This is a genomic window from Alcanivorax sp. MD8A, assembly GCF_002888555.1.
Classification (GTDB): domain Bacteria; phylum Pseudomonadota; class Gammaproteobacteria; order Pseudomonadales; family Alcanivoracaceae; genus Alcanivorax.
This window is the reverse complement of record NZ_AQOQ01000008.1, coordinates 96,908-116,733: the sequence shown is the minus strand read 5'-3', so window position 1 is coordinate 116,733 and position 19,826 is coordinate 96,908. Positions and strand designations below refer to the sequence as shown.

The following is a 19,826-nucleotide window of genomic DNA, read 5'->3' as shown; positions in this document are numbered from 1 at the left end:
GCGCTTTCATGGTGCTGACTCAATGTATTGTCAGGCCTGTCCAGTGAGCGGATCAGGCAACCATATCAAGCCCGGGGGGTGCTACTGCGAGAATACAGCCAGACACGGCTGCTCGCGAAAAAATCGGTGGGTATTCTAGCGGAAACGCGGCCACGAATCATGTTTAGTGACATAATTTAGCGTGACTGGCGAGTCTGCGATCAACCGAAAAGGTTGACCACGTCAAGGCGATGTGCCTGCTCGCCACCCCGCTGCTGGCCCTGCTCAAGATGTTCAAAATCAAACAGGCGAGTATCAGCCAGCTGGGACGGGGCAATGTTCTGTACCGCAGCAAAGATATTCTCGATCCGCCCCGGCTGTTCCCGATCCCATTTTTGCAGCATCTCCTTGATCACCTGACGCTGCAGGTTTTCCTGGGAACCACACAGGTTGCAGGGAATGATCGGGAAATCCTTCAGGCCGGAGAATTCCACAATGTCCTTCTCGCGACAGTATGCCAGCGGACGGATAACAATATTGCGGTTGTCATCACTGCGCAGCTTCGGTGGCATGGCCTTCATCTTGCCGCCGTAGAACATATTCAGGAACAGGGTTTCGACGATATCGTCACGGTGATGGCCCAGGGCAATCTTGTTGGCGCCAATCTCTTCGGCAAAGCCATACAAGCTGCCGCGACGCAGGCGCGAGCACAGACCGCAGGTGGTCTTGCCCTCCGGCACCTTCTCCTTGACGATGGAATAGGTGTCCTTTTCCAGGATGTGGTACGCCACCCCCTCTTTCTCCAGATACTCTGGCAGGATGTGCTCGGGGAAACCCGGTTGTTTCTGGTCCAGGTTCACCGCCACCAGCTCGAAGTTTACCGGCGCGGAATGCTGCAGATTGCGCAGGATTTCCAGCATGGTGTAGGAATCCTTGCCGCCAGACAGGCACACCATCACCTTGTCGCCTTCACTGATCATGTTGAAGTCGGCAATGGCACGGCCCACTTCCCGCCGCAGCTTTTTCTGCAGCTTGTTGAAGCGCGTCTTTTTCTTGGCGTCGAGGCTATCTGACATCAGGTGACCTTCATCTTCCGGATCAGTCGTCGATACAGGGGCGGAGACCAGCGTTTCAGGTACACACCGGCCTTTTCGCGGCCGGCGATGATAACCTGATCACGGCCTTGCTGCACGGCCTTGAGCAACCGTTCAGCGCATTCTTCCGCCGGCATGGCACTCAGCTGGGCATCATCCATGCTGCCCTGGGCTGAGCCATCCGCAGTGAGCGCGTTGACAGAGACCTGGGTTCGCACGAAACCGGGCATCACCAGGGTGACCCGCAAGCCATTGTCGTATTCTTCTGCTCGCAGGGATTCAAAGAAACCGTGCAAGGCATGTTTGCTGGCGCTGTAAGCACTGCGCAGCGGTGTGGGCAGCTCGCCGACCAGGGAGGTGATGACCACAAAGCGCCCTTCTCCCTGCTCACGGAACCAGGGCAATACCTCCTTGGTCAACGCAACCGTGCCAAAGAAGTTCACTTCCATGATGCGACGGTCTACCGCCAGATCGGTGTCTGCCACGCGTGAACGCTGGGAAATGCCGCCATTGTGCACCAGGATATCCAGCCCACCGAGGCGCTCGCGCACGGCCTGCACCGCGGCTGGCATGGCGCCACTGTCTGCCAGATCCAATGGCAATATCAGATGTTCCTGCGCATTGACCAGGGTTTCACGAACCCGCTCAAGCTCCGCCTCACGACGGGCTGACAACACCAGCCGCGCCCCGCGACGGGCAAAGGACTTGGCCACTGCTTCACCAATGCCCGAAGAGGCACCGGTAATCCAGACAATCTTGCCTGCCAGGCTGTTGGACATACTGCCGTCTCCCAGAATATGAATACCGCAGAGGGTAATGGGATCGGAGGGAAAACCAAAGGTTCTTCGCGGATTTCAGGGACGCTTATGTGGCCAGTCTGGTCAGACGTCTGACGTCTGACGCCCCAACCCAACTCGCCAAGGTACCTCTGCAGGGTCCGCGAGCTTGGGGCAACGGGTTGTCTGTCTTTCGCGTCAGACGTCCGACTTCAGACGTCTGACGAACCGGTTTTCCCACCCGGCAAGCGAAGCCCGTTCGAGGCCAGCTATTTCAGCTCCTTGGACGACAACCCCAGCAGATGCCGCGCCACGATAAGTTGCTGGATTTGCTGGGTGCCTTCGAAGATGTCGATGATCTTGGAGTCACGGGCCAGCTTTTCCAGCAGGGTGCGCTCGGAATATCCAAGCTCACCACACAGCGCCACGCATTTGAGGGTCACCTCATTGCCCATGCGCCCTGCCTTGGCCTTGCACATGGAGGCTTCCTTCGAATTGGGCTGACCGTTGTCGGCCATCCAGGCCGCTTTCAGGGTCATCAGTCGTGCTGCCTCTAGATCCGCCTCCAGCCGATACAGCTCCAGTTCGCGGGCCGTGGAGTTATAAGGCAGTTTCGAGAAATCAGCGCTAACCTGCTCTTTTTCATAGATTTCACGAGTGATTTCCAGTGCAGCACGGGCAACCCCCAATGCCATGGCGGCCACCTGGGGACGGGTGTTATCGAAGGTCTGCATGACCCCACCAAAGGCTTTTTTGCGCGCCTCTTCGGTGTCGGCGATCTCCGCTGAGCCCAGCACATGGTCCACCGGGATCCGGCAATCGTTGAGCGATAATGCCGCCGTATCCGAGACCCGCAGGCCCATCTTGTCTTCCACCCGCACCAAACTCATGCCCGGGTTATCACGGGGCACAATGAATGACTTGATCGCCGCCTTGCCCAACGCCTTGTCCAGGGTTGCCCACACCACCACGGCATCGCAACGCTGCCCGCCCGTGCAATAGATCTTTTCGCCATTCAGGATCCACTCATCGCCGTCACGCACGGCCGTGGTGCTGATAGCCGCGGAATCGGACCCGGCCCCCGGCTCGGTGATCGCCATGGCACAGTAGAGTTTGCCGTACTGCTGCTTCTGCTCCGTCGTGCCCACCGCCGAGATCGCCGCGTTACCCAGACCACTTCCGGGGATAGACAGCATCAAGCCCACGTCCCCCCAACACATGGCCTCAACGCCCATGATCCCCATCATGTTGGCCCCGTTTTTAATGCCATCGGAGCCACTGCCACCGCCTTTTTTGCCGCCGCCACTCATGGCGGCCATCATCTGCGCCACCGGCTTGAGCTCTTCCGGGGTATCGCAATGCTCAATGGCGTCGTACTTGCGGGAGATCGGTCGGAAGACACCACTGGCCAGCTGCTGGGCCATTTGCTGTACCTGGGTCAATTTTTGCGGAAGTTCGAGATTGATCATGTCGGTCTCCTTATACGACGAGGCTGCCGTGCAGCACGGCAATGCTGCGCAGGTTGCGGTACCACATTTCCAACGGGTAATCGCGGACGAAGCCGGCTCCGCCGAACAGTTGAATACCGTTGGTGCCGATCTGCATGGCTTTCTCCATGCATTGCAGCTGGGCCAGGTAGGCCTCGCGATAGAACGACAACCCCTGCTCCGCCCGGCTGGCCGCCCGCAACATCAACAAGCGCATGCCTTCCAGTTCGATACCGATGTCCGCCACCATGAACGCCACTGACTGACGCCAGGCGATGGGCTCGCCAAATGCCTTGCGTTCTTTCACATAGGGGATGCTGTAATCCAGCACCGCCTGGCAGCACCCCACCGCCAAGGCACACTGCCCGATCCATGACAACGCCTGCAGGCGCGGCAGATCAAAGCCCGGGAGCCTGTCTGCCTCGCTGACCGCCACATCCTGCAGCTCCAGAGTGGCCAGTGCGGCACTGCGAAGCCCCATGGCCGGCTCGGCCTTGACGCTGACCCCGGGAAGATCGCTGGACACCAGAAAACCGGCCGGGCCCGACTCTGTGGCAGCCACAACCACAAACAATCCGCACGCCTCCCCCATGGGGATCAGGCTCTTGGTGCCACTTAGACGATACTCACCACCTGCACTCACTGCCTGGGTGGCCAACTCCGTAGGCTCGAAGGTTGCCCGGGGCTCGGTCAGTGCAACGGCGGCCTGGCCCGCTTCACCGCTGGCCAGCCCTGGCAACAGGCGCTCCTGCTGTTCCTCGCTGCCCCCTTCGACCAGCACATTCACCACCCCCATGGTCTGCAGGGCAGCAAGGGTATGGGACATGTCGCCCTGCCCAAGGTCCTCACACGCCAACGCATTGGAAAGCGGGGAACGCGGCATACCGACCCCGCCCAGCGCTTCGGGAATGGGCATCAACGCCAGACCGAATTCCTGAATGCCTGCCACCAGGGCAGCGTCAGGACAGGCGGCATCATCGGCAGCCCTGGCCGCAGGTGACAGCGTGTCACGCGCAAAGCGGAGCATGTTCTCGCGGGTAATACGTTGCTCTTCAGTGAGTGTTAGATCGAACGGAGCTGAATCCATACCGAACCTCATAGTGATTATCGTCAGCAATCAAACGTTTGTTTGATGTCCACAGTCTGCCAGCGATTGTCTACGGTGAACAATGACAAGGACTGTGACCTCGGACGATAAAAACGGTAAAGTTGTCGAAAAATAAAACAACACTCTTCACAAGGATTTTGTGGCTTCGTGTTTACCTTGATTCCCAGCGATCCGCCGGAGCGGGCCATCCGGTTGCGCCGCCAGTTTATGGCGCTGTATTCCTATCTGTTGCTCTGGGTGGGCACCTTCCTCGGTGTTCAACTGAGCGCTTTTGAGCCTGGCACCCCCCACGCCCTGATCTTTGGCTGGCTCTACGGGATCAACGCCCTCTTCTATCTCATGATCCGCAGCGGCTTCAGCGAACGACTGAGGGATCCCAGCCTCACCTTCCTGCAGATGGCCACCGGCATCCTGGCCACCACCGCCATTCTGTATTACTCCCGAGAGCTGCGCGGTGCCATGCTCAGTATCTATTTCATGGTCATGACCTTCGGAGTCTTCGCACTGGACCGCCGAGGCCTGATGCTGATGGCGCTTTTTACCCTGACCTGTTTCACCGCCCTGCTCGTGTACGAATTAGTCACCAGCCCACATTCCGTGGTGTTTTCCTACCTGATCGGGCACTGGATTATTCTCGCGCTTGGCCTGTGCTGGTTCATCTATGTGGGCGGCTATATTCATAATCTCCAGACCCGGGTCAGGGATCAGCGTGAAAGCTTGCGGGAAGCGCATGAACGGCTGTCGGCAATCGCCATCCGTGACGAGCTTACCGGCCTGTACAACCGTCGGCACTTCCTTGAGCGACTGGAAGAAGAGATGTCCCTCGCAGACCGAAACGCCAGCCCCTTGCATCTCGCCATTATCGACCTGGATCACTTCAAGCAGGTTAATGACCAATACGGCCATGCCGCTGGGGATGAGGTACTTTGCCGCTTCAGCGAACTGGCCAGTCAGGGGTTACGGCGCTCAGACCTGCTGGCACGTTACGGCGGGGAAGAATTTGTTGTGCTGTTCCCCCATGCCTCCCGGCAAGCGTGCATGGCCGCCCTGGAGCGCCTGCGTGAACGCTTTAGCGACCAGGATTTCGGCTTTTCCGACGCCATCAAGACGTCATTTTCTGCCGGGCTTGCGGCCTATCACAGTGGCGAATCCGCTGAGTCCTTTACCCATCGGGCGGATACCGCCCTTTACGACGCCAAGGCGGCTGGCCGAAACCGAATTATCTTGGCCCAGGAATAAGGTTCGTAGCGCAATGGCTGACAGGAAAACGGATCCGACGCTTGGCGCCGTAATCTGACACCAAGCCTCGCCACACTTCCCGTCGTGCTCACAGAATGCACCTTGAGCAATTTGCGGTTTCCTGCACACGCCTGTGCCGCTATCCTTGCTGACCTTGGAGGGCCCATGTCAGACATAACCAATCCCAGCCTCAAGAACACTGTTCGCAAACACTTCCAGAGCCTTGGCGAAGACGCTCCTACCTGGACTGAAGTGCACGGCCTGCTGTGCGCACTTGCTGTGGGGCCAGCATTTGAGGACATCAATTACGCCGAGCTTCTGGAGCTGGACGTACCCGAGACCGTTAAAACCGCACTTGATGACCTGTGCCAACGGCTGGAGTCACAGCTCACCAGTGGCGAGCCCATCAACCTGCCCTGCCTTCTGGATCCTTACCAGGAAGAAGATGGCCAGGATCTGGCCAGCTGGTGCGCCGGTTTCATGACGGGCGTTTTCGCCGATGAAGGCGCCTGGTATCAGGACGACGAGTCCACCATGGCAGAAATGCTCCTGCCCTTTGTACTGATCTCCGGCCTCGATGAAGATGAAGCGCTGGACGATATCTGGAATAACACACAGCTGGTTCGACAGATGGCACTCAGTATCCCTGACCTGCTGGAAGAGCTGTTTCTGGTATTCCACGGCCCCGAAAACGACGATTCCGATTAACGGCACGATTTTCCGTCCCAAAGCCCTGTTGGCGTGATCCAGTTCCACGCCGTGCCATCACCCAGCCACTACTCTAGAGGCTGAACAACAACTACGAAATTTTACTCACAGGGCCCAGGGAGTCAGGGCACCGGTGATGATCAGGGGGATAGACGGTGCGATATTTCACGGCGCGATATTGGCGATCTTTGACAGTAGCGGCAGCCATTGTGGCCCCTGTGCTCGGGTCTGCCGAAACGGCGCAAAGCAGCGACGAGGCCTGCCCCATCCTGACAGCCGCGACCTTCACCGCAGCAGTGGAAGACCGCCAACCCGTCAGTGAACTGACCCAGGCCCCGGTCAGTCTGGAAGAGTTGCTTTTTTATACCGCAGTTACCGATGGCAAGGGCAGCGAACTTCACCACCGCTGGAGCTACAACAATGAACGGGTGGCCGACGTCAGCCTGAGCATCGGTTCAGATTTCTGGCGAACCTGGTCTTCCAAGAGCTTTGCCAACCTGGCCGTGGAAGCCGGCGGCCAATGGCAGGTTGCTGTCACCACCGAGTCCGGCTGCCAACTGGGGCAATGGACCCTGGATCTGGTCGATGCGGATAGCGCTGGCGAGCCTGTAGCGAGCCAAACAACGACTGTAGAGGTGACTGCCGTCGCCCCTCCCTCGCCTCCCAAGCGCCATAACGACTCACCTGTAGACCTGCAGGAAAACTATACGGCCATTGAAGAATTACTGGAGCTGGGAGACACCAGCGGCGCACGGCGCGCGATCAAACTGGCCCGGGAACGCACCAACAATCCCGACCAGCTTGCTGAACTGGAAGCACTGGAAAATGATAACGAAGCCTTCGCTCAACTGAGCAAATTGATCCGCCAGCGGGATATTGCCGGTGCCAGGCAGCTGCTGGACCAACTCATGATCAGTGTTTCGGAAAACAGCCCGGTGTACCCCGCATTGAAGAGTCGTCGGCAGTTACTGGAGCAATTGGGCGGCACTGCGGAAGGCAGCGAGGGGTTTCAGGCAGCTACAACCAATGGTTGAGACCGCCGTTGATCGCTAGGTGCCACCTCAACTAGTCGTCCTTCAGAGAGAGATGGCTGATATCCGGTTTGACCTCTGCTCTCTGATCCTTTTTCTGGCCAAGATCTTCACCTGCAGCTGCCATGCTCAAGTGACTGACATCCGGTGCATCCGGTGGCGGCTGGTGATCGCTGTTGTCCATGTCAGCCCCCACATCGGCCACCGTAAAAGCCCCGGAGAAACCTGTCCCACCAGTGCGGATCGTGCCAACGGTTTCCAACTCTCCACTCTCTTGATCTGCGTCTACAGCGGGTGCGTTGGACGCGGTCGTTTTCGCCGCGCCGTTTCCTGCCTGTTCGACTGGTGGCGGTGATGTCGGCGACGCCGCAGGGGCAGAAGGCTTAAGTTCGCACTCCGCCCCCGCCTGCTTCAACACCGCCCGAAATTTCATGGCGGTGGCCTGATCCGCCTCTTTCTTCAGCACCATGGGTTGGCCGGAAAACAGCTTTTCAACCCGGGCGGCATCCATCTTGAACACCCGGCCAAGATTGGCTTTCACTGTGGCCGGGTCCGCACCACGAACCAGTTGGCCGGAAAACACCACGTTGAAACGGGCATCGCTCATAACCAAATCCTTCTTAATTAGTGCATCTCACTGGCAGCGTATTCCGCCAGTGCCGCAATGGTTCGAGACGGGTTCAACCCCAGGGCCCGCGGTACCATTGCGCCGTCGATCACAAACAGATTGGGATAATTGAACACCTCCCCGCGATGATTCACCACCCCGCTATCAACACTATCGGCCATATTGCAGCCGCCCAGCGGGTGCGGAGTGATCAGATCCTTGAACAGGGTCCAGTTGGGGGGTGTTGACGGATCCCCACCCGTGGCAGCAGTCAGCGCGAGATGACGCTCGGACAAACCATTGACGGCCTTTTCTGCCTTACGGTAATCCCAGTTGAGTTTCAAATGGTTTCGTTTCCAGGGCCAGTACCAGCGACGGCCAAGATAAAAGCGGCCGCCCGGATCATCCATGGCTTGCCCGAACCAGGGCATCATTTCCGAAAACGGGTCACTGCTTTGCCCGTATTTCAGCATGGCCTTACCAAGCCGGGTACCGCGGAAACGCGGGTCCTTGCCCAGTCGGTCCAGCATGCTGCCCATCACATCAGGGATGCCGCCGTCTTCGACAAAATACCGGGCCCCACCGTCACTGCCATCGAGATAATCAATGGCTGAAGAGATTGTCGGTCCCCGGGTCGGAGAAATCGACCGGCCCTTGTAGGTTGCTGCGGTGGCGAAGTCACCATTGCAAGACCATTGATGCCCCAATGCCCGGCTGAGTTTTGGCAGGGTCTTGTACTGATCCCGGTTGCGCAACAGCAATTCCGTCGATCCCACAGACCCGGCTGCCACGATGACTTTTTCTGCCCGGAACACACGCCAACACTGGCCATCCAGATCTCGCGCGCGGACTTCATAGCCGCCGCCAGTCAACGGGCGAATCGTCCGCACATGATGAAGCGGGCGAATCTCGGCTCCGGCACTCTCAGCCGCTGCCAGATAATTCAGATCCAGGGTGTTCTTGGCCTGCACCGGGCAGCCCAAATCGCAGTTACCGCAATGGGTGCAGGTCCCCTGCTGTTTGCCCTGATCATTGGTCCACTGCTTGCTGTGCCGCGCATCATAGGCATCATCAAGATCACTGGACCAGTCGGGATTAAAGGTGATCGCCTGGGGCACAACCATAAACCGTTCACCGGCCCCGGTTGCCTCAGCGGCCTCTTTCATCAAATGCGTGCGCGGCGTCCACTGGTTTTCAGGCAGGGTCTGTACGTTGAGCATCACCCCGGTAGTGTCGTAGTGCGGCTTCAGGGTCGCGTAGTCAATGGCTTCCGGCCAGCCGTGATCGAATGCTTGCGGCTTTGCCTCGATACTGACGTTGGCATAGATCAGTGAGCCACCTCCCACACCGGCGCCCATGGCTACACTCATGTCACCAAAATAACGGAAGTCGATCCAACCGTTCTGTTTTTCCGGTTCGTCTTCGTCCCAGAACCAATCGCGCTGAGTGACCGACGGATATTCCGACGCCAGCCAGCGACGGCCTCTTTCCAGTACCAGAACCTTGCTTCCCTTCTCTGCCATACGGCAAGCCATTACTGCGCCACCGAAACCACTGCCGATGACCAGCACGTCAACTTTTTCCATGTTCTCCCCAACCCAAATGGTGAAATTGGCGCCGTCCCTGCTTATTCAGTCGCTGAGTGCCAACTTCGTTTTTTTAATCATGATTTTGCACTATAAAATCTGCTGTCAATCCTGTCTATTTCAGGGGCTTTCCAGTACCCTTCGCGCTGTTTTTACCGGTGCCGGCACAGCCCATGGAACAGATTGATTTCGTCAGTATTGAAGAACAGCAACGCCCGCGTAAACGCCGTGCTGCCACTCCCTCTAGCGCTTCCGCCCAAAACCGTAAGCCCTCAGCCCGTCCCCGACAGGGTGCAGTACGCGAAGGTTACCGTCGCCTTACTGCTGATATCCCTGCCGACTTGCACAAGCGCCTCAAGATGCAGGCCCTGATGGAAGATCGCTCAGTGACCGAACTGATCGTGCAGGCTGCAGAAAGCTTTCTTCGCAACCGCGACTAAGGCGTCCCTCGATAACCCCTTGTCCCTTGTGTCTGGGGTTTCATCCAAACGTCACCTCATTGTCACGGCCCTGCACCGCCAGGCCCTCACGCTGTGCAGAAATCGTGATGGAGACTGACGATGACAGCTGCAGACGGATTCCTGCTCGGTGTTGCCCTGTTTCTTGCCCTGGCTTTTCGTTTCCTGTTTCGGCACTTGCCGGAGGAGCGCTGGCAATTTGTGGCCTCTCTTCCCCTCAAGAAACGCCATGACGGTGCCTGGCAGGGGTTAAACCTGACCTTCTATGGACTCTTCACCGGACTGGCGGGAGGGTGTGGCGTCGCCTGTTTTATCCTGCTCACCTCCGCCGCTGGAGTGTCGCTACTGACCGCGCTGGCCCTGACTGCCGGGGTATTGGTGATCTGTCTGCCCGCGGCCAAGATCATTGCCACCATCGTTGAAAAGAACCGCCACGGCTTCACCGTGGGCGGAGCCAGCTTTGTAGGTATATTGATTGCTCCGTTGTTCCTGTGGCTGGCTGACACACTTAGCCAACGCTGGTGGGAAACCCCATTACCTGCCCTGCCCATGCTGGCAGCCATGTCCATTGCCTATGTGGTCGGGGAAGGTATCGGCCGTCTTGCCTGTATCAGCTTTGGCTGCTGCTATGGTCAGGCGCTCGGCAAAGCTCCCCGTTGGGCACAACGGATGTTCGCCACCCTCAACCATGTGTTTATCGGCAAGACCAAGAAAATTGCCTTCGCAGGTGAGATGGAAGCGGTGCCCGTTATCCCGATTCAGGCTGTCACCTGCGTGGTCTACACCAGCCTCGCCCTGATTTGCATGTCACTGTTCTTCCATGGGCTGTTTGCACTGGCGTTTGCCCTGTCGCTGGTCGGCAGCCAATTGTGGCGGGTGTACTCCGAGACCTTGCGGGCCGATTATCGCGGTGGCAGCAAACTGTTTTCGGCCTACCAATGTATGGCCATGCTGGCCGCACTCTATGGCGTGATCATCAGTATAGTGCTGCCAGCCCATGCGGATCTTGCGCCCAGTCTGGCAGCCGGGTTTGCCGGGCTGTGGACGCCGGGAGTCATACTGAGCCTGCAACTGATCACGGTGATCATGTTCTTCTTTTCCGGCACCAGCACCATTACCACTGGCGAGTTGCGCTTTGGGCTGGCCGAGGACTGGCGGCATCAGGCGGGGTGCCAGCACCCTCATGCTGCTGAGTGATCCACTAACGTCACCGCTTACGCCAGTGCCACTGCCTTGATTTGGGCATACAGGCGCTGGCCGGACTGGATCGCCAGCTCCCGTAATGAACGCGATGAAATTCTCGCCAGTACAATGTGTTCATCCAGTTGCAAACGCACCACATGCTGACCCGGCCCGCAGGGGGTCACCGCGACAACGGTGACCGGCAAGATATTCAGAATACTGGAACCCTCCGGCACAGAACGGGTCAGGCTAACGTCCCGTGCCGCGATGCGCAGGCGAACCGGTTCTCCCGTTGCGCGAGACTGGGCGGCAGGCAACCAGAACACATGCTGGCCGGTTTTCACCGCCTGCAAATGATCCTCCTCATCAAATCCACCCATCACCCCATTGAGCAGTGCACAGGCGTCGCTGCGTGTGGCCAGAGGGCCATCCAGGCTCGCCAGTGCCTGGTGCACGGGTCCCTGATCCTGCAGCAGACCGTTGTCCATCAGCCAGACCTGGTCCGCAAGATATAACAGCTCATCAAGGCTGTGGGTGACATAGAGAACGGGGATGCGGCGGGCAATCGTCGCGATTCGTTGCAGCAGGGACTCCCGATGGGGCAAATCCACCGCTGACAGGGGTTCGTCCAGCAACAGCAAGGCGGGATCCCCAACCAGGGCACGGGCCAGTGCAACCCGCTGGGCCTCACCGCCAGAAAGCCCCTGAACGCGGCGATGGAGCAAACCCTCAATGCGCACTTCCCGGACAATCGCCGGTACATCGACCCCGCCGCCACGTCGCTTGCGCACATACTCCAGATTGCCTGCCACGGTCAGATGCGAAAACAGCGCGGGCTGCTGTTGCAGCATCCCCAGCGGTCGCTGCCAGACGGGCAAGGCGGCATGACGGCTCTGCCAGGAATGGCCATCAAAACGTACATGCCCCTCGCAGGGCAGGAGTCCAGCCAACATCTGCAACAACGAACTTTTGCCCGTACCAGAAGGACCAAACAGGACGGTGACCCCCCTGCCGGGCAACACGCCGCTGGCACGTAACCGAAAGTCGCCAACCCGGCCGTGAATGTCGAATTCCAGTGTCACAGCCAGTCCCCTCTGCCTCGGGCCTGGGCGCCGGCCCGGCGTTGCCAGCGAAACAACGCCCACAGCAACACCACCGAGATCACCATCAATACCGCCGCCAATCGATGGGCGCTGGCGTAATCCCCCGCCTCAACGTGCTCATAAAGCGCGACGGATGCCACCCGGGTTTGCCCCGCGAGACTGCCGCCAATCATCAGCACCACCCCGAATTCCCCCAGGGTATGAGCAAAGCCCAGCATGGCAGCACTGGCATAACCGGGCCTGGCTTGAGGCAATACCAGACTGACGAACCGATCCAGTGGCCGCGCCCCGGCGACCGCCGCCATGTCCAGCTGCCGCTGATCCAGTGCCACAAAGGCGTTCTTCAGGGGTTGCAACACAAAGGGAAGCGAATACACCACAGAACCGATCACCAGACCGGGGAAACTGAACGCAAGCGAGCGCATGCCGGCCAGCTGTGCCAGCCATCCCCCTGGCCCTTGCGGCCCCAGGACAATCAGCAGGTAAAAACCTAATACCGACGGCGGCAACACCAGAGGCAAGGCAAAAATGGCCTCCAGCAATGCCGCGCCGGGCACACGCCGGCGAGCCAGCCACCAGGCCAGCGGCGTACACAGCAACAACAGGATCGCGGTGGTTACCAGGGCCAGCTTGATACCGACCCAGAGTGCCAACCAGTCACCATCACTGAGCATGCATCACCCGGTAGCCAGAGGCCTCAATCTGCTGCTGCGCAGCTGCAGAAAACAGAAAGTCATAGAACTGCGACGCGCCAGGCGTATCGTTCAGCAGCCCGCCCTGTTGCAGAATCGGGGGATACAGTGACGTCGGAACCCGCCATTGGCTGCCGCCCTGCCCCAGAACCTGACTGAGTGCCACAAATGCCGCAGCCGCCGCTCCGCTATGGGCGAAGTGATAGCTTTGCCCGACATTTTCAGCGCGTACCAACGTCACCGATTTCGGCACCTGCAAGGCTGACAACACCGCTTGCGCAGCCTGACCGTAGGGCGCCGTTCTGGCATTGGCCAGTGCAACCGTGTGCAGGCTTCCCTGGCGCAGGGATTGCGGTGTAATCGGTACGCCAGGGCGCGGTGTCCACACTACCAGCACACCCTGGGCATAGGTGCGTACTGTTTCAGGCTTCAACCAGCCTTCGCGGGCAAGCTCCAGGGGGCGACGATTGTCGGCGGCAAGAAAGATATCGTAGGGCGCCCCCTGACGAATCTGGGCAGCAAGTTTACCGGTGGACGCCACCGTCAACTGGATATCTGCCTGGGGATAACTGCGCTGGTACAGCGCGACCAGGGTGCGCAAGGGAGACGCGAAATTGGCCGCGACCGCCACGCGAACGCTATCCGCGTTCGCCATCAGCGGGAGTAAAAACAGGGAGAGCAGCAAAAGGTAACGCATAAAACGGAACCGAAAGTTCACAACGGAAACAGTCTAGCCTGAATATTTCCCCCAGTACCATGTCGCTGACGGGCGATCAGTCGTGTCCCTCGCTGCGGTTCCCGGAGCCACCGGGAGTGTCCGCTTCTCGCGGGTTCATGCCCCGGTGCTGTTGGCCGCGACGGTGGGCAAGTTCGATCTGTTTCTGGCGTTCGGCAAAGCGGCGCTTTTGCTCCGCGGTGGATTCGTCAAAACACTTCGGGCATGACACACCCAACTGAAACTGATCGGACAGCTTGTCCGCATCACTGATGGGCCGGCGGCAGGCGTGACACTGGTCGAAATCTCCCGGGTTCAGATCATGGTCCACCGTTACCCGCTCATCAAACACGAAACAGTCACCCTCCCAGAGAGAGTCTTCCCGGGGCATCTCTTCGAGATACTTCAGGATGCCGCCCTTGAGATGATAGACCTCTTCAAAGCCCTGCTCTTTCAGGTAAGCGGTGGATTTTTCACAGCGAATCCCCCCGGTGCAGAACATGGCCACTTTCTTGTGCTTTTGCGGGTCCAGGGTGTTTTTCACGTAATCCGGAAATTCCCGGAACGTTTTGGTTTCCGGGTTGATTGCCCCTTTGAAGGTGCCGACCTCAACCTCGTAATCATTGCGCGTGTCGATCAGGAGGGTGTCCGGATCGCTGATGACCTCATTCCACTCTTCAGGGCTCAGGTAGGTCCCGACCACCCGGTTAGGGTCAATCCCTTCAACGCCCATGGTGACAATTTCTTTCTTGAGTTTCACCTTGGTGCGCAGGAAAGGATGCTCGTCATGAAACGATTCCTTATGCTCCAGATCCTCCAGGCGGGGATCCTTGCGCAGCCAGTCCAGCACCGTATTGATTCCGGTACGCGGACCGGCAATGGTGCCGTTGATCCCTTCATGGGCCAGCAACAGCGTGCCACGCACATCTTGCTCCAGCATCAATGCCAGCAGTGGCTCACGCAGCTGCGGGTGATCGTCCAGACGAACAAACTTGTAGAGCGCCGCCACGACAATGCTGTCTGCTCTTTCTTCTTTATGCTGACTCACGCCTTGAACTCCGGATCATGCTTGCTGCCACCCAGGCAATCAGGGGACTGGGTCACCTCTCCCCCCCTTGCCGTCCATTCCTCAACCGTGAAGGTGTGCAGGGCCAGAGCGTGGACCGGCCCAGCCAGCTCGTCTGCAAGCACCTTGTACAGCAACTGGTGACGACGCACCGGCATCATGCCGGTAAAAGACTCGCTGACCAGAACCAGTTTGAAGTGGGTTTCCGAGTTAGGCGGCACGCTGTGTTTGTGGCTTTCATTCTCGAGCTCGAAATGTGCCACAGGCACGGCATCGAAGACCTTGCGCTCGATCAATGTTGCTACACTCATGGACATCTCCCGCTCTCAGACCAGTACTCAACGTCGCAAAATAACAGCGCCCCGCCCGGATCACCGGCGCGGGGCGCGTATTCTACGCCTTTTCCTGGAAGCGGAAAAACGTCAGTGGTCAGCCGGTGACGGAATAATATCCGCCCACAAAGCCTCTGCCTCTGCATCCAAGAGACGGGCTCGCGACTCACCGGGGCCAAACTGGATAGCAGTGCGCTCCCCCTGCCAGGCCGACCAACCCGGTGCATCGCCACGAGCAAACCGGCCCCAGGCCGCCTGGACCTGGTCCGACAGGGCGCGGGCTTCGTCACCACCGCCGGTAAAATAAAGACCCGCCGGGGTATCCGTGACCCCGAAGACAAACGGGATATCCATGACATGGCAGGCCCCCATCGGCATGCCAAAGGGCTCGCTGGGCCAGGTGAACTGGAACGCCCAGCATTGGGCATTATGGCGGGACTGGGCGTCCAGAAGCCGAACCGTGGGTACACGGAACAAGCGATCGGACTCCATCGCTGCCAGCCAGTCGAGATTGCTGCGGCGCGGGTCGGGAGTCACCGCATTCTGGTAATACTCGAAGGCTCGCTGCCCATTACCGGGCAAGCCACGCTCGAAACGCCGCAGGATTTCACTGTTATCGATCTCGCGCAGGGCATCCATGGTGGTTGTCCCCGCTAACAGGCCCGCGTACTGGAAGAACAAATACTCCTCAAGGCACACTCCTGCCATCAGCCGCTTGTCTCGGGCCGCTCCCGCCGCGATAGCGTCGATGGGGATGCTTGGCAGCAGGTCATCGTCCAGGACCGGCAGAAAATTCATGGCGAACTGCGGGGTTGTCGTGCGTAAGCCCCGATCCACCAGAACCTTGATGGAGGCATTCTGGGCTTTCAGCCACTGCTCCGGCTGCGCTGCGCTGAGTTTATCTGCGGCAGAACCGCCCCCGGGCAAGGCAGCCAGAAACGCATCCGTGACCTTGCGGGCTTCGTCGCGAGACAACACGAAATCCGCAGCACCCGACTGAACGATAGCCCCGTGAAACAAGGAAGCCGCTGCCGGGCACGCCAGTAGCGTACAAACACTGAAGCCCCCGGCAGATTCGCCGAACACTGTGACCTGTTCCGGGTCTCCGCCAAAGGCCGCAATATTTTCCTGCACCCATTCCAGTGCAGCGACCTGATCACGCAATCCCAGATTGGAATCGGCCCCCAGCTCCGGCGCTACCGCCGCAAAATCGCCAAAGCCCATGGCGCCGAGCCGGTAGGCCGCATTCACCACCACCACGCCCTGACTTTTGGCCAGCGCCGCACCGTTGTAGAGCGGCTGTGAAATAGAGCCTGACAGATAGCCCCCACCATGGAACCACACCATGACGGGGAACGGCCCCTCGCCGTCAGGCTGCCAGATGTTCAGGTACAAACAATCCTCACCGGATCCCTTGACCCCCATCATGGGATTGTCCACTTGCAGGGACGCGGTGGGATAACGATTGGCCATCACCGTGTTATCACCTGCAGGTAGCGGCTGGGGAGCCTTGAAACGGCGCTCCCCGACGGGCGCCTGGGCAAAGGGAATCCCCCGGTATTCAATCACCCCGGATGAAGCGAGGCCTTCATAGCGGCCCTGTCGGGTAATGGCTGGCATGCAATCGCTCCTTCACACTTCTCTGGTTGGGCCGCGTGTCAGCCCTGTTGATCAAGCAAGGGAGCAGACTAGCAAAAAACCTACCCATGAGTAGGTCATTTCTGCGCCATAACCGCTGTTTTATTGTTAGACAACATTAATCCGACGGACATAAACCTGACTTACACTGCTCTCGCCCTTGAACAGGGGGCAACCAAACTGGAGTCATGCACCTTTATCTAAGGAGAGATCCCCCCATGAGCAATACCGTTATTGCCCAGTTCAACGAACGCTATGAGCAAGTCAGCGCCGAAGCCAAAGATGCTTTCGACAAAATCAATACTGCCGTGCGCGGCGCCATCAGCCGTGCCGAAGCCAGCAGCACCGAGCTGTTCGATTCCCTGGTAAAAACCGGTGAGAAGCGTCAGAAGGCACAGGCCAAAACCGGCGCGAAAAAAAGCACCAAAGCGGAGCCGACCCAACTGGATCAGGTCCGTGCCCGTGTCGCCCAGGCACTCGGCCTGCCTACCCGTGACGAAGTGGAAGCCCTGAACAAGAAGATGGCTACCCTCACCCGCAAGGTGAACAGGCTGGCGAAGGACGCGAAGTAAGACGCCAGCACCGTCATCAGGCTGTACGGGAGCGGCTTGCCGCTCCCGCCCTCCAGGGTCATCAACTCCCCCCTCAGCGCTCCACCGTTCTACCGGCCCACCGGCTGATGTCCTTTCATTGCACAATTTTCCCGCGCTACTGCGCCAATATCACCGATTCTGCACAATATCCCGCCGTTTAATCGGCTACGGAGTTGACTTGCCCGGCCACCTCTCGTTATCTACAGGGCTCGAAAACAACAATTCGCGAGCCTATGTCGTCCGCCAGCGCTGTTTCCCTGCTTCAACATCGCACCGTTGCCCCTTTCTGGCTGGAATTTCTGCTGGATGCCGCCCTGCGTGCCGGCACCGACCTCAGTGGCGCGCTGGTCGATCTGGGCATCAGTAACGACGATCTGGAAAACCCCCAATCCCGCATCAGCATGACAGTGGAAGATCAGCTGTTGCGGCTGGCCCTTGCAGGCAGTGAAGATCCGCTGTTCGGACTTCACATGGGAGAAGGTATTCGCCCCCGGTTCATGGGCGAGCTGGGCTATGCCAGTATGTCCAGCGCCACCCTGGGCGATGCCATAGAGCTGATGATTCCCTTCATGCAGGTCACCACGGAATATGCCCAATTGCGTTTTGAATGGCGCGGCAAGGACCTCTGGCTGATCTGGGACAGTGACATGACCACACTCCCGACTTTTCCCGCCCGTATTGATGCCAACTTCGCGGCGGCTATCACCTTTGGCCGCTGGATCCTCGGGCAGAGCTACAATCCCGAGCGGGTCCATTTTCACCACGCGGCGCAGGGACCAGAAAAAGAGTACGAGCGCATTTTCCAGTGTGAGGTAGCATTTGAGCAGCCGGAAAATGCCATCGTGTTAAGCCCCGAACTGCTTGACCTGCCGCTTCGGGACGCCGACCCGGATGTCCACAAGGTCGCGCGCTCACGCATGCAGCGGGCCGTCACCCAATACCACGCCAGGGAAAATCTGCTCGATCAGGTTCGACTGGAAATCCAGAACCGGTTGCAACAAGGGGTACCCCAGCTGGAACCCATCGCGGACCAATTGGGCGTCAAGCCCTGGACACTGCGTCGGCAGCTGCGGGCAGAGAACACCGACTTCTCCTCCCTGTTGGAAGACGAGCGTCGGCGTCTTGCCTGTGACTGGCTACTGCACAGCGAACGCTCCGTGAACCAGATCGCTCTGGACCTTGGTTATTCGGAGCAGAGTGCTTTCAATCGTGCCTTCAAGCGCTGGTTTGGGGTAACGCCTGTCCATTATCGGGACCAGGGTTAGGAGGCTCCTGGCAGGGGGGCTCCACGCCAACGGCGCTTGCATTGCCCCAGGGTAAGCCCCTGCGAAAATCCCTCCACCAGAGTCTCGCCAATCCAGTGCTGCAAAAGCGGTATGGAGACCGGAGAGAGTCGGTAAAACAACCGCGACAGGCTTTCCACCTTCTTCAGCTCATCACGCCAGTCCTCCATCAGTTGCGGATACCGTCCCGGCTGCTCTGACAACAGCGCTTCAGCTGCCATTTGACCACTGAGCACAGCCCCGTAGATCCCCTCGCCCATCAGCGGCTCGGTACAGCCCGCCGCATCGCCAGCAAACAATACCCGTCCCTGCATCAGGCGCACCCGGGGTAACCAGGTCCCTAGCGGGTAACCGGAGACCTTGTAAGGCGCGGTTCCCAGCCGTTGCAGGCAATAGTTATCCAGCGCCGCACGATCCGGTGCGGCGATCCCGTGCTGCCAGACATACAGCCCCACATTGACGTGATCACCTTTCGGGAACAGCCAGCCGTATCCCCCACGAATCGCATCGAAATCCAGAGTCATACCCGGGTATTCATCCAGATCGTCACGGCGGACATGCCCTTCAATGGCCATGGCACCCAGAAAGTGTCGCTCACCCAACAGCCGACGCACCGCACTGTTGGCACCATCCGCGGCCACCAGCCAGCGGGCCTGATAGCGGTCTCCCTCACGGGTGGACACCGTCAGACCGTCGTGATCCTGCCTGATTGAGGCCAGCCCGCGGGTCTGGATGAAATTGGCGCCCTGCGCTTTCGCCTGATCCAGACAATAGAGGTCCAACTCTGCACGCTCCGTCATCACGCAGAACCGGCCCGGGGCCTGCAAGGGCTTGTCGGCCGCCGGATAGCGGCTCACGTATAGTGTATCGATGGTTTCACGCACCACCGGGGCAATGGAAAAGCGCAACCGCCGCAGTGTCTTTTCTGTCAGCCCCCCGGCACAGGGCTTTCCGGCGCCAGCCTCACGGGACAGCACCAGCACCCGCCAGCCCGCAGCGGCCAGATCCCAGGCTGCGGCACAGCCCGCCTGACCGGCCCCGACCACAATCACATCCCAGTTCGTCATATTCCTCCCGGTGAGGTCGTGCGATTAGTCGCCGCCTCCTTTATAATGCGCGCCGTCCGGGACCCCTGACCCATGTCATGCA

At 59.1% G+C, this 19,826-nt stretch carries 20 protein-coding genes; 7 read left to right on the top strand and 13 right to left on the bottom strand.

Features of this window, described 5'->3' with window-relative positions; translation table 11 throughout:
- Positions 1-200: 200 nt before the first annotated feature.
- From ttcA to A15D_RS06255, 4 genes are all read right to left on the bottom strand, one after another.
- Positions 201-1,055, bottom strand: a complete 855-nt coding sequence (gene ttcA / locus A15D_RS06270; RefSeq protein WP_022984358.1) for a tRNA 2-thiocytidine(32) synthetase TtcA — start codon at positions 1,053-1,055, stop codon at positions 201-203.
- Positions 1,055-1,852, bottom strand: a complete 798-nt coding sequence (locus A15D_RS06265; RefSeq protein ID WP_102791230.1) for an SDR family oxidoreductase — start codon at positions 1,850-1,852, stop codon at positions 1,055-1,057. Before A15D_RS06265 ends, ttcA begins: the two co-directional genes overlap by 1 nt.
- Positions 1,853-2,118: 266 nt before the next feature.
- Positions 2,119-3,318: an acyl-CoA dehydrogenase family protein gene (locus tag A15D_RS06260; protein ID WP_102791229.1), complete on the bottom strand. Its 1,200-nt coding sequence runs from the start codon at positions 3,316-3,318 to the stop codon at positions 2,119-2,121.
- Positions 3,319-3,328: 10 nt separating this feature from the next.
- Positions 3,329-4,423: an acyl-CoA dehydrogenase family protein gene (locus A15D_RS06255; protein WP_102791228.1), complete on the bottom strand. Its 1,095-nt coding sequence runs from the start codon at positions 4,421-4,423 to the stop codon at positions 3,329-3,331.
- A gap of 168 nt (positions 4,424-4,591) precedes the next feature.
- Between A15D_RS06255 and A15D_RS06250 the strand changes: the two genes are divergently transcribed.
- From A15D_RS06250 to A15D_RS06240, 3 genes are all read left to right on the top strand, one after another.
- Positions 4,592-5,683, top strand: coding sequence for a diguanylate cyclase (locus tag A15D_RS06250; protein WP_233192120.1), 1,092 nt, complete (start codon positions 4,592-4,594; stop codon positions 5,681-5,683).
- Positions 5,684-5,848: 165 nt separating this feature from the next.
- A complete protein-coding gene (locus A15D_RS06245) occupies positions 5,849-6,391 on the top strand; it encodes a YecA family protein (protein ID WP_102791227.1) in 543 nt (180 codons plus the stop codon).
- Positions 6,392-6,600: 209 nt separating this feature from the next.
- Complete coding sequence (locus tag A15D_RS06240) at positions 6,601-7,425, top strand: DUF2914 domain-containing protein (protein WP_158245784.1); 825 nt, start codon at positions 6,601-6,603, stop codon at positions 7,423-7,425.
- Positions 7,426-7,456: 31 nt separating this feature from the next.
- Here A15D_RS06240 and A15D_RS06235 read toward each other — a convergent pair whose 3' ends face one another.
- Together A15D_RS06235 and A15D_RS06230 are read right to left on the bottom strand one after the other, a co-directional pair.
- Positions 7,457-8,029, bottom strand: coding sequence for a hypothetical protein (locus tag A15D_RS06235; protein WP_102791225.1), 573 nt, complete (start codon positions 8,027-8,029; stop codon positions 7,457-7,459).
- Positions 8,030-8,046: 17 nt separating this feature from the next.
- The gene (locus A15D_RS06230; protein ID WP_102791224.1) at positions 8,047-9,615 is read right to left on the bottom strand and encodes a GMC oxidoreductase; all 1,569 of its coding nucleotides are present in this window, start codon (positions 9,613-9,615) and stop codon (positions 8,047-8,049) included.
- Positions 9,616-9,788: 173 nt separating this feature from the next.
- On the opposite strand from A15D_RS06230, the gene A15D_RS06225 reads away from it, so the two are divergent.
- On the top strand, positions 9,789-10,055 hold the full coding sequence (locus A15D_RS06225; RefSeq protein WP_102791223.1) for a hypothetical protein: 267 nt from the start codon (positions 9,789-9,791) through the stop codon (positions 10,053-10,055).
- Between the two features lie 120 nt (positions 10,056-10,175).
- Positions 10,176-11,270 carry a prolipoprotein diacylglyceryl transferase family protein gene (locus A15D_RS06220; protein ID WP_022984348.1) on the top strand — a complete coding sequence of 365 codons (1,095 nt, stop codon included), beginning with the start codon at positions 10,176-10,178 and terminating at the stop codon, positions 11,268-11,270.
- 17 nt (positions 11,271-11,287) lie between these two features.
- Here the strand turns inward: A15D_RS06220 and modC are convergent, their stop codons facing one another.
- From modC to A15D_RS06190, 6 genes are all read right to left on the bottom strand, one after another.
- On the bottom strand, positions 11,288-12,337 hold the full coding sequence (gene modC / locus A15D_RS06215) for a molybdenum ABC transporter ATP-binding protein (protein WP_102791222.1): 1,050 nt from the start codon (positions 12,335-12,337) through the stop codon (positions 11,288-11,290).
- A complete protein-coding gene (modB, locus tag A15D_RS06210) occupies positions 12,334-13,032 on the bottom strand; it encodes a molybdate ABC transporter permease subunit (RefSeq protein ID WP_102791221.1) in 699 nt (232 codons plus the stop codon). The genes modC and modB overlap by 4 nt, the downstream gene beginning before the upstream one ends.
- Positions 13,022-13,747 (bottom strand): molybdate ABC transporter substrate-binding protein, encoded by a 726-nt coding sequence (modA, locus tag A15D_RS06205; protein WP_102791248.1) that lies wholly within the window; start codon positions 13,745-13,747, stop codon positions 13,022-13,024. Before modA ends, modB begins: the two co-directional genes overlap by 11 nt.
- Before the next feature lie 76 nt (positions 13,748-13,823).
- Positions 13,824-14,813 carry a rhodanese-related sulfurtransferase gene (locus A15D_RS06200; RefSeq protein ID WP_102791220.1) on the bottom strand — a complete coding sequence of 330 codons (990 nt, stop codon included), beginning with the start codon at positions 14,811-14,813 and terminating at the stop codon, positions 13,824-13,826.
- Entirely contained in the window at positions 14,810-15,142 is a 333-nt protein-coding gene (locus A15D_RS06195; RefSeq protein ID WP_022984343.1) for a BolA family transcriptional regulator, read from the bottom strand. Before A15D_RS06195 ends, A15D_RS06200 begins: the two co-directional genes overlap by 4 nt.
- A gap of 111 nt (positions 15,143-15,253) precedes the next feature.
- Positions 15,254-16,783: a carboxylesterase/lipase family protein gene (locus A15D_RS06190; protein ID WP_102791219.1), complete on the bottom strand. Its 1,530-nt coding sequence runs from the start codon at positions 16,781-16,783 to the stop codon at positions 15,254-15,256.
- Positions 16,784-17,019: 236 nt separating this feature from the next.
- On the opposite strand from A15D_RS06190, the gene A15D_RS06185 reads away from it, so the two are divergent.
- A complete protein-coding gene (locus A15D_RS06185; RefSeq protein ID WP_102791218.1) occupies positions 17,020-17,373 on the top strand; it encodes a poly(hydroxyalkanoate) granule-associated protein in 354 nt (117 codons plus the stop codon).
- Positions 17,374-17,627: 254 nt separating this feature from the next.
- Positions 17,628-18,659, top strand: coding sequence for an AraC family transcriptional regulator (locus A15D_RS06180; protein ID WP_102791217.1), 1,032 nt, complete (start codon positions 17,628-17,630; stop codon positions 18,657-18,659).
- Here the strand turns inward: A15D_RS06180 and A15D_RS06175 are convergent.
- A complete protein-coding gene (locus tag A15D_RS06175; RefSeq protein WP_102791216.1) occupies positions 18,656-19,744 on the bottom strand; it encodes an NAD(P)/FAD-dependent oxidoreductase in 1,089 nt (362 codons plus the stop codon). The genes A15D_RS06180 and A15D_RS06175 overlap by 4 nt on opposite strands.
- Positions 19,745-19,826: the final 82 nt, after the last annotated feature.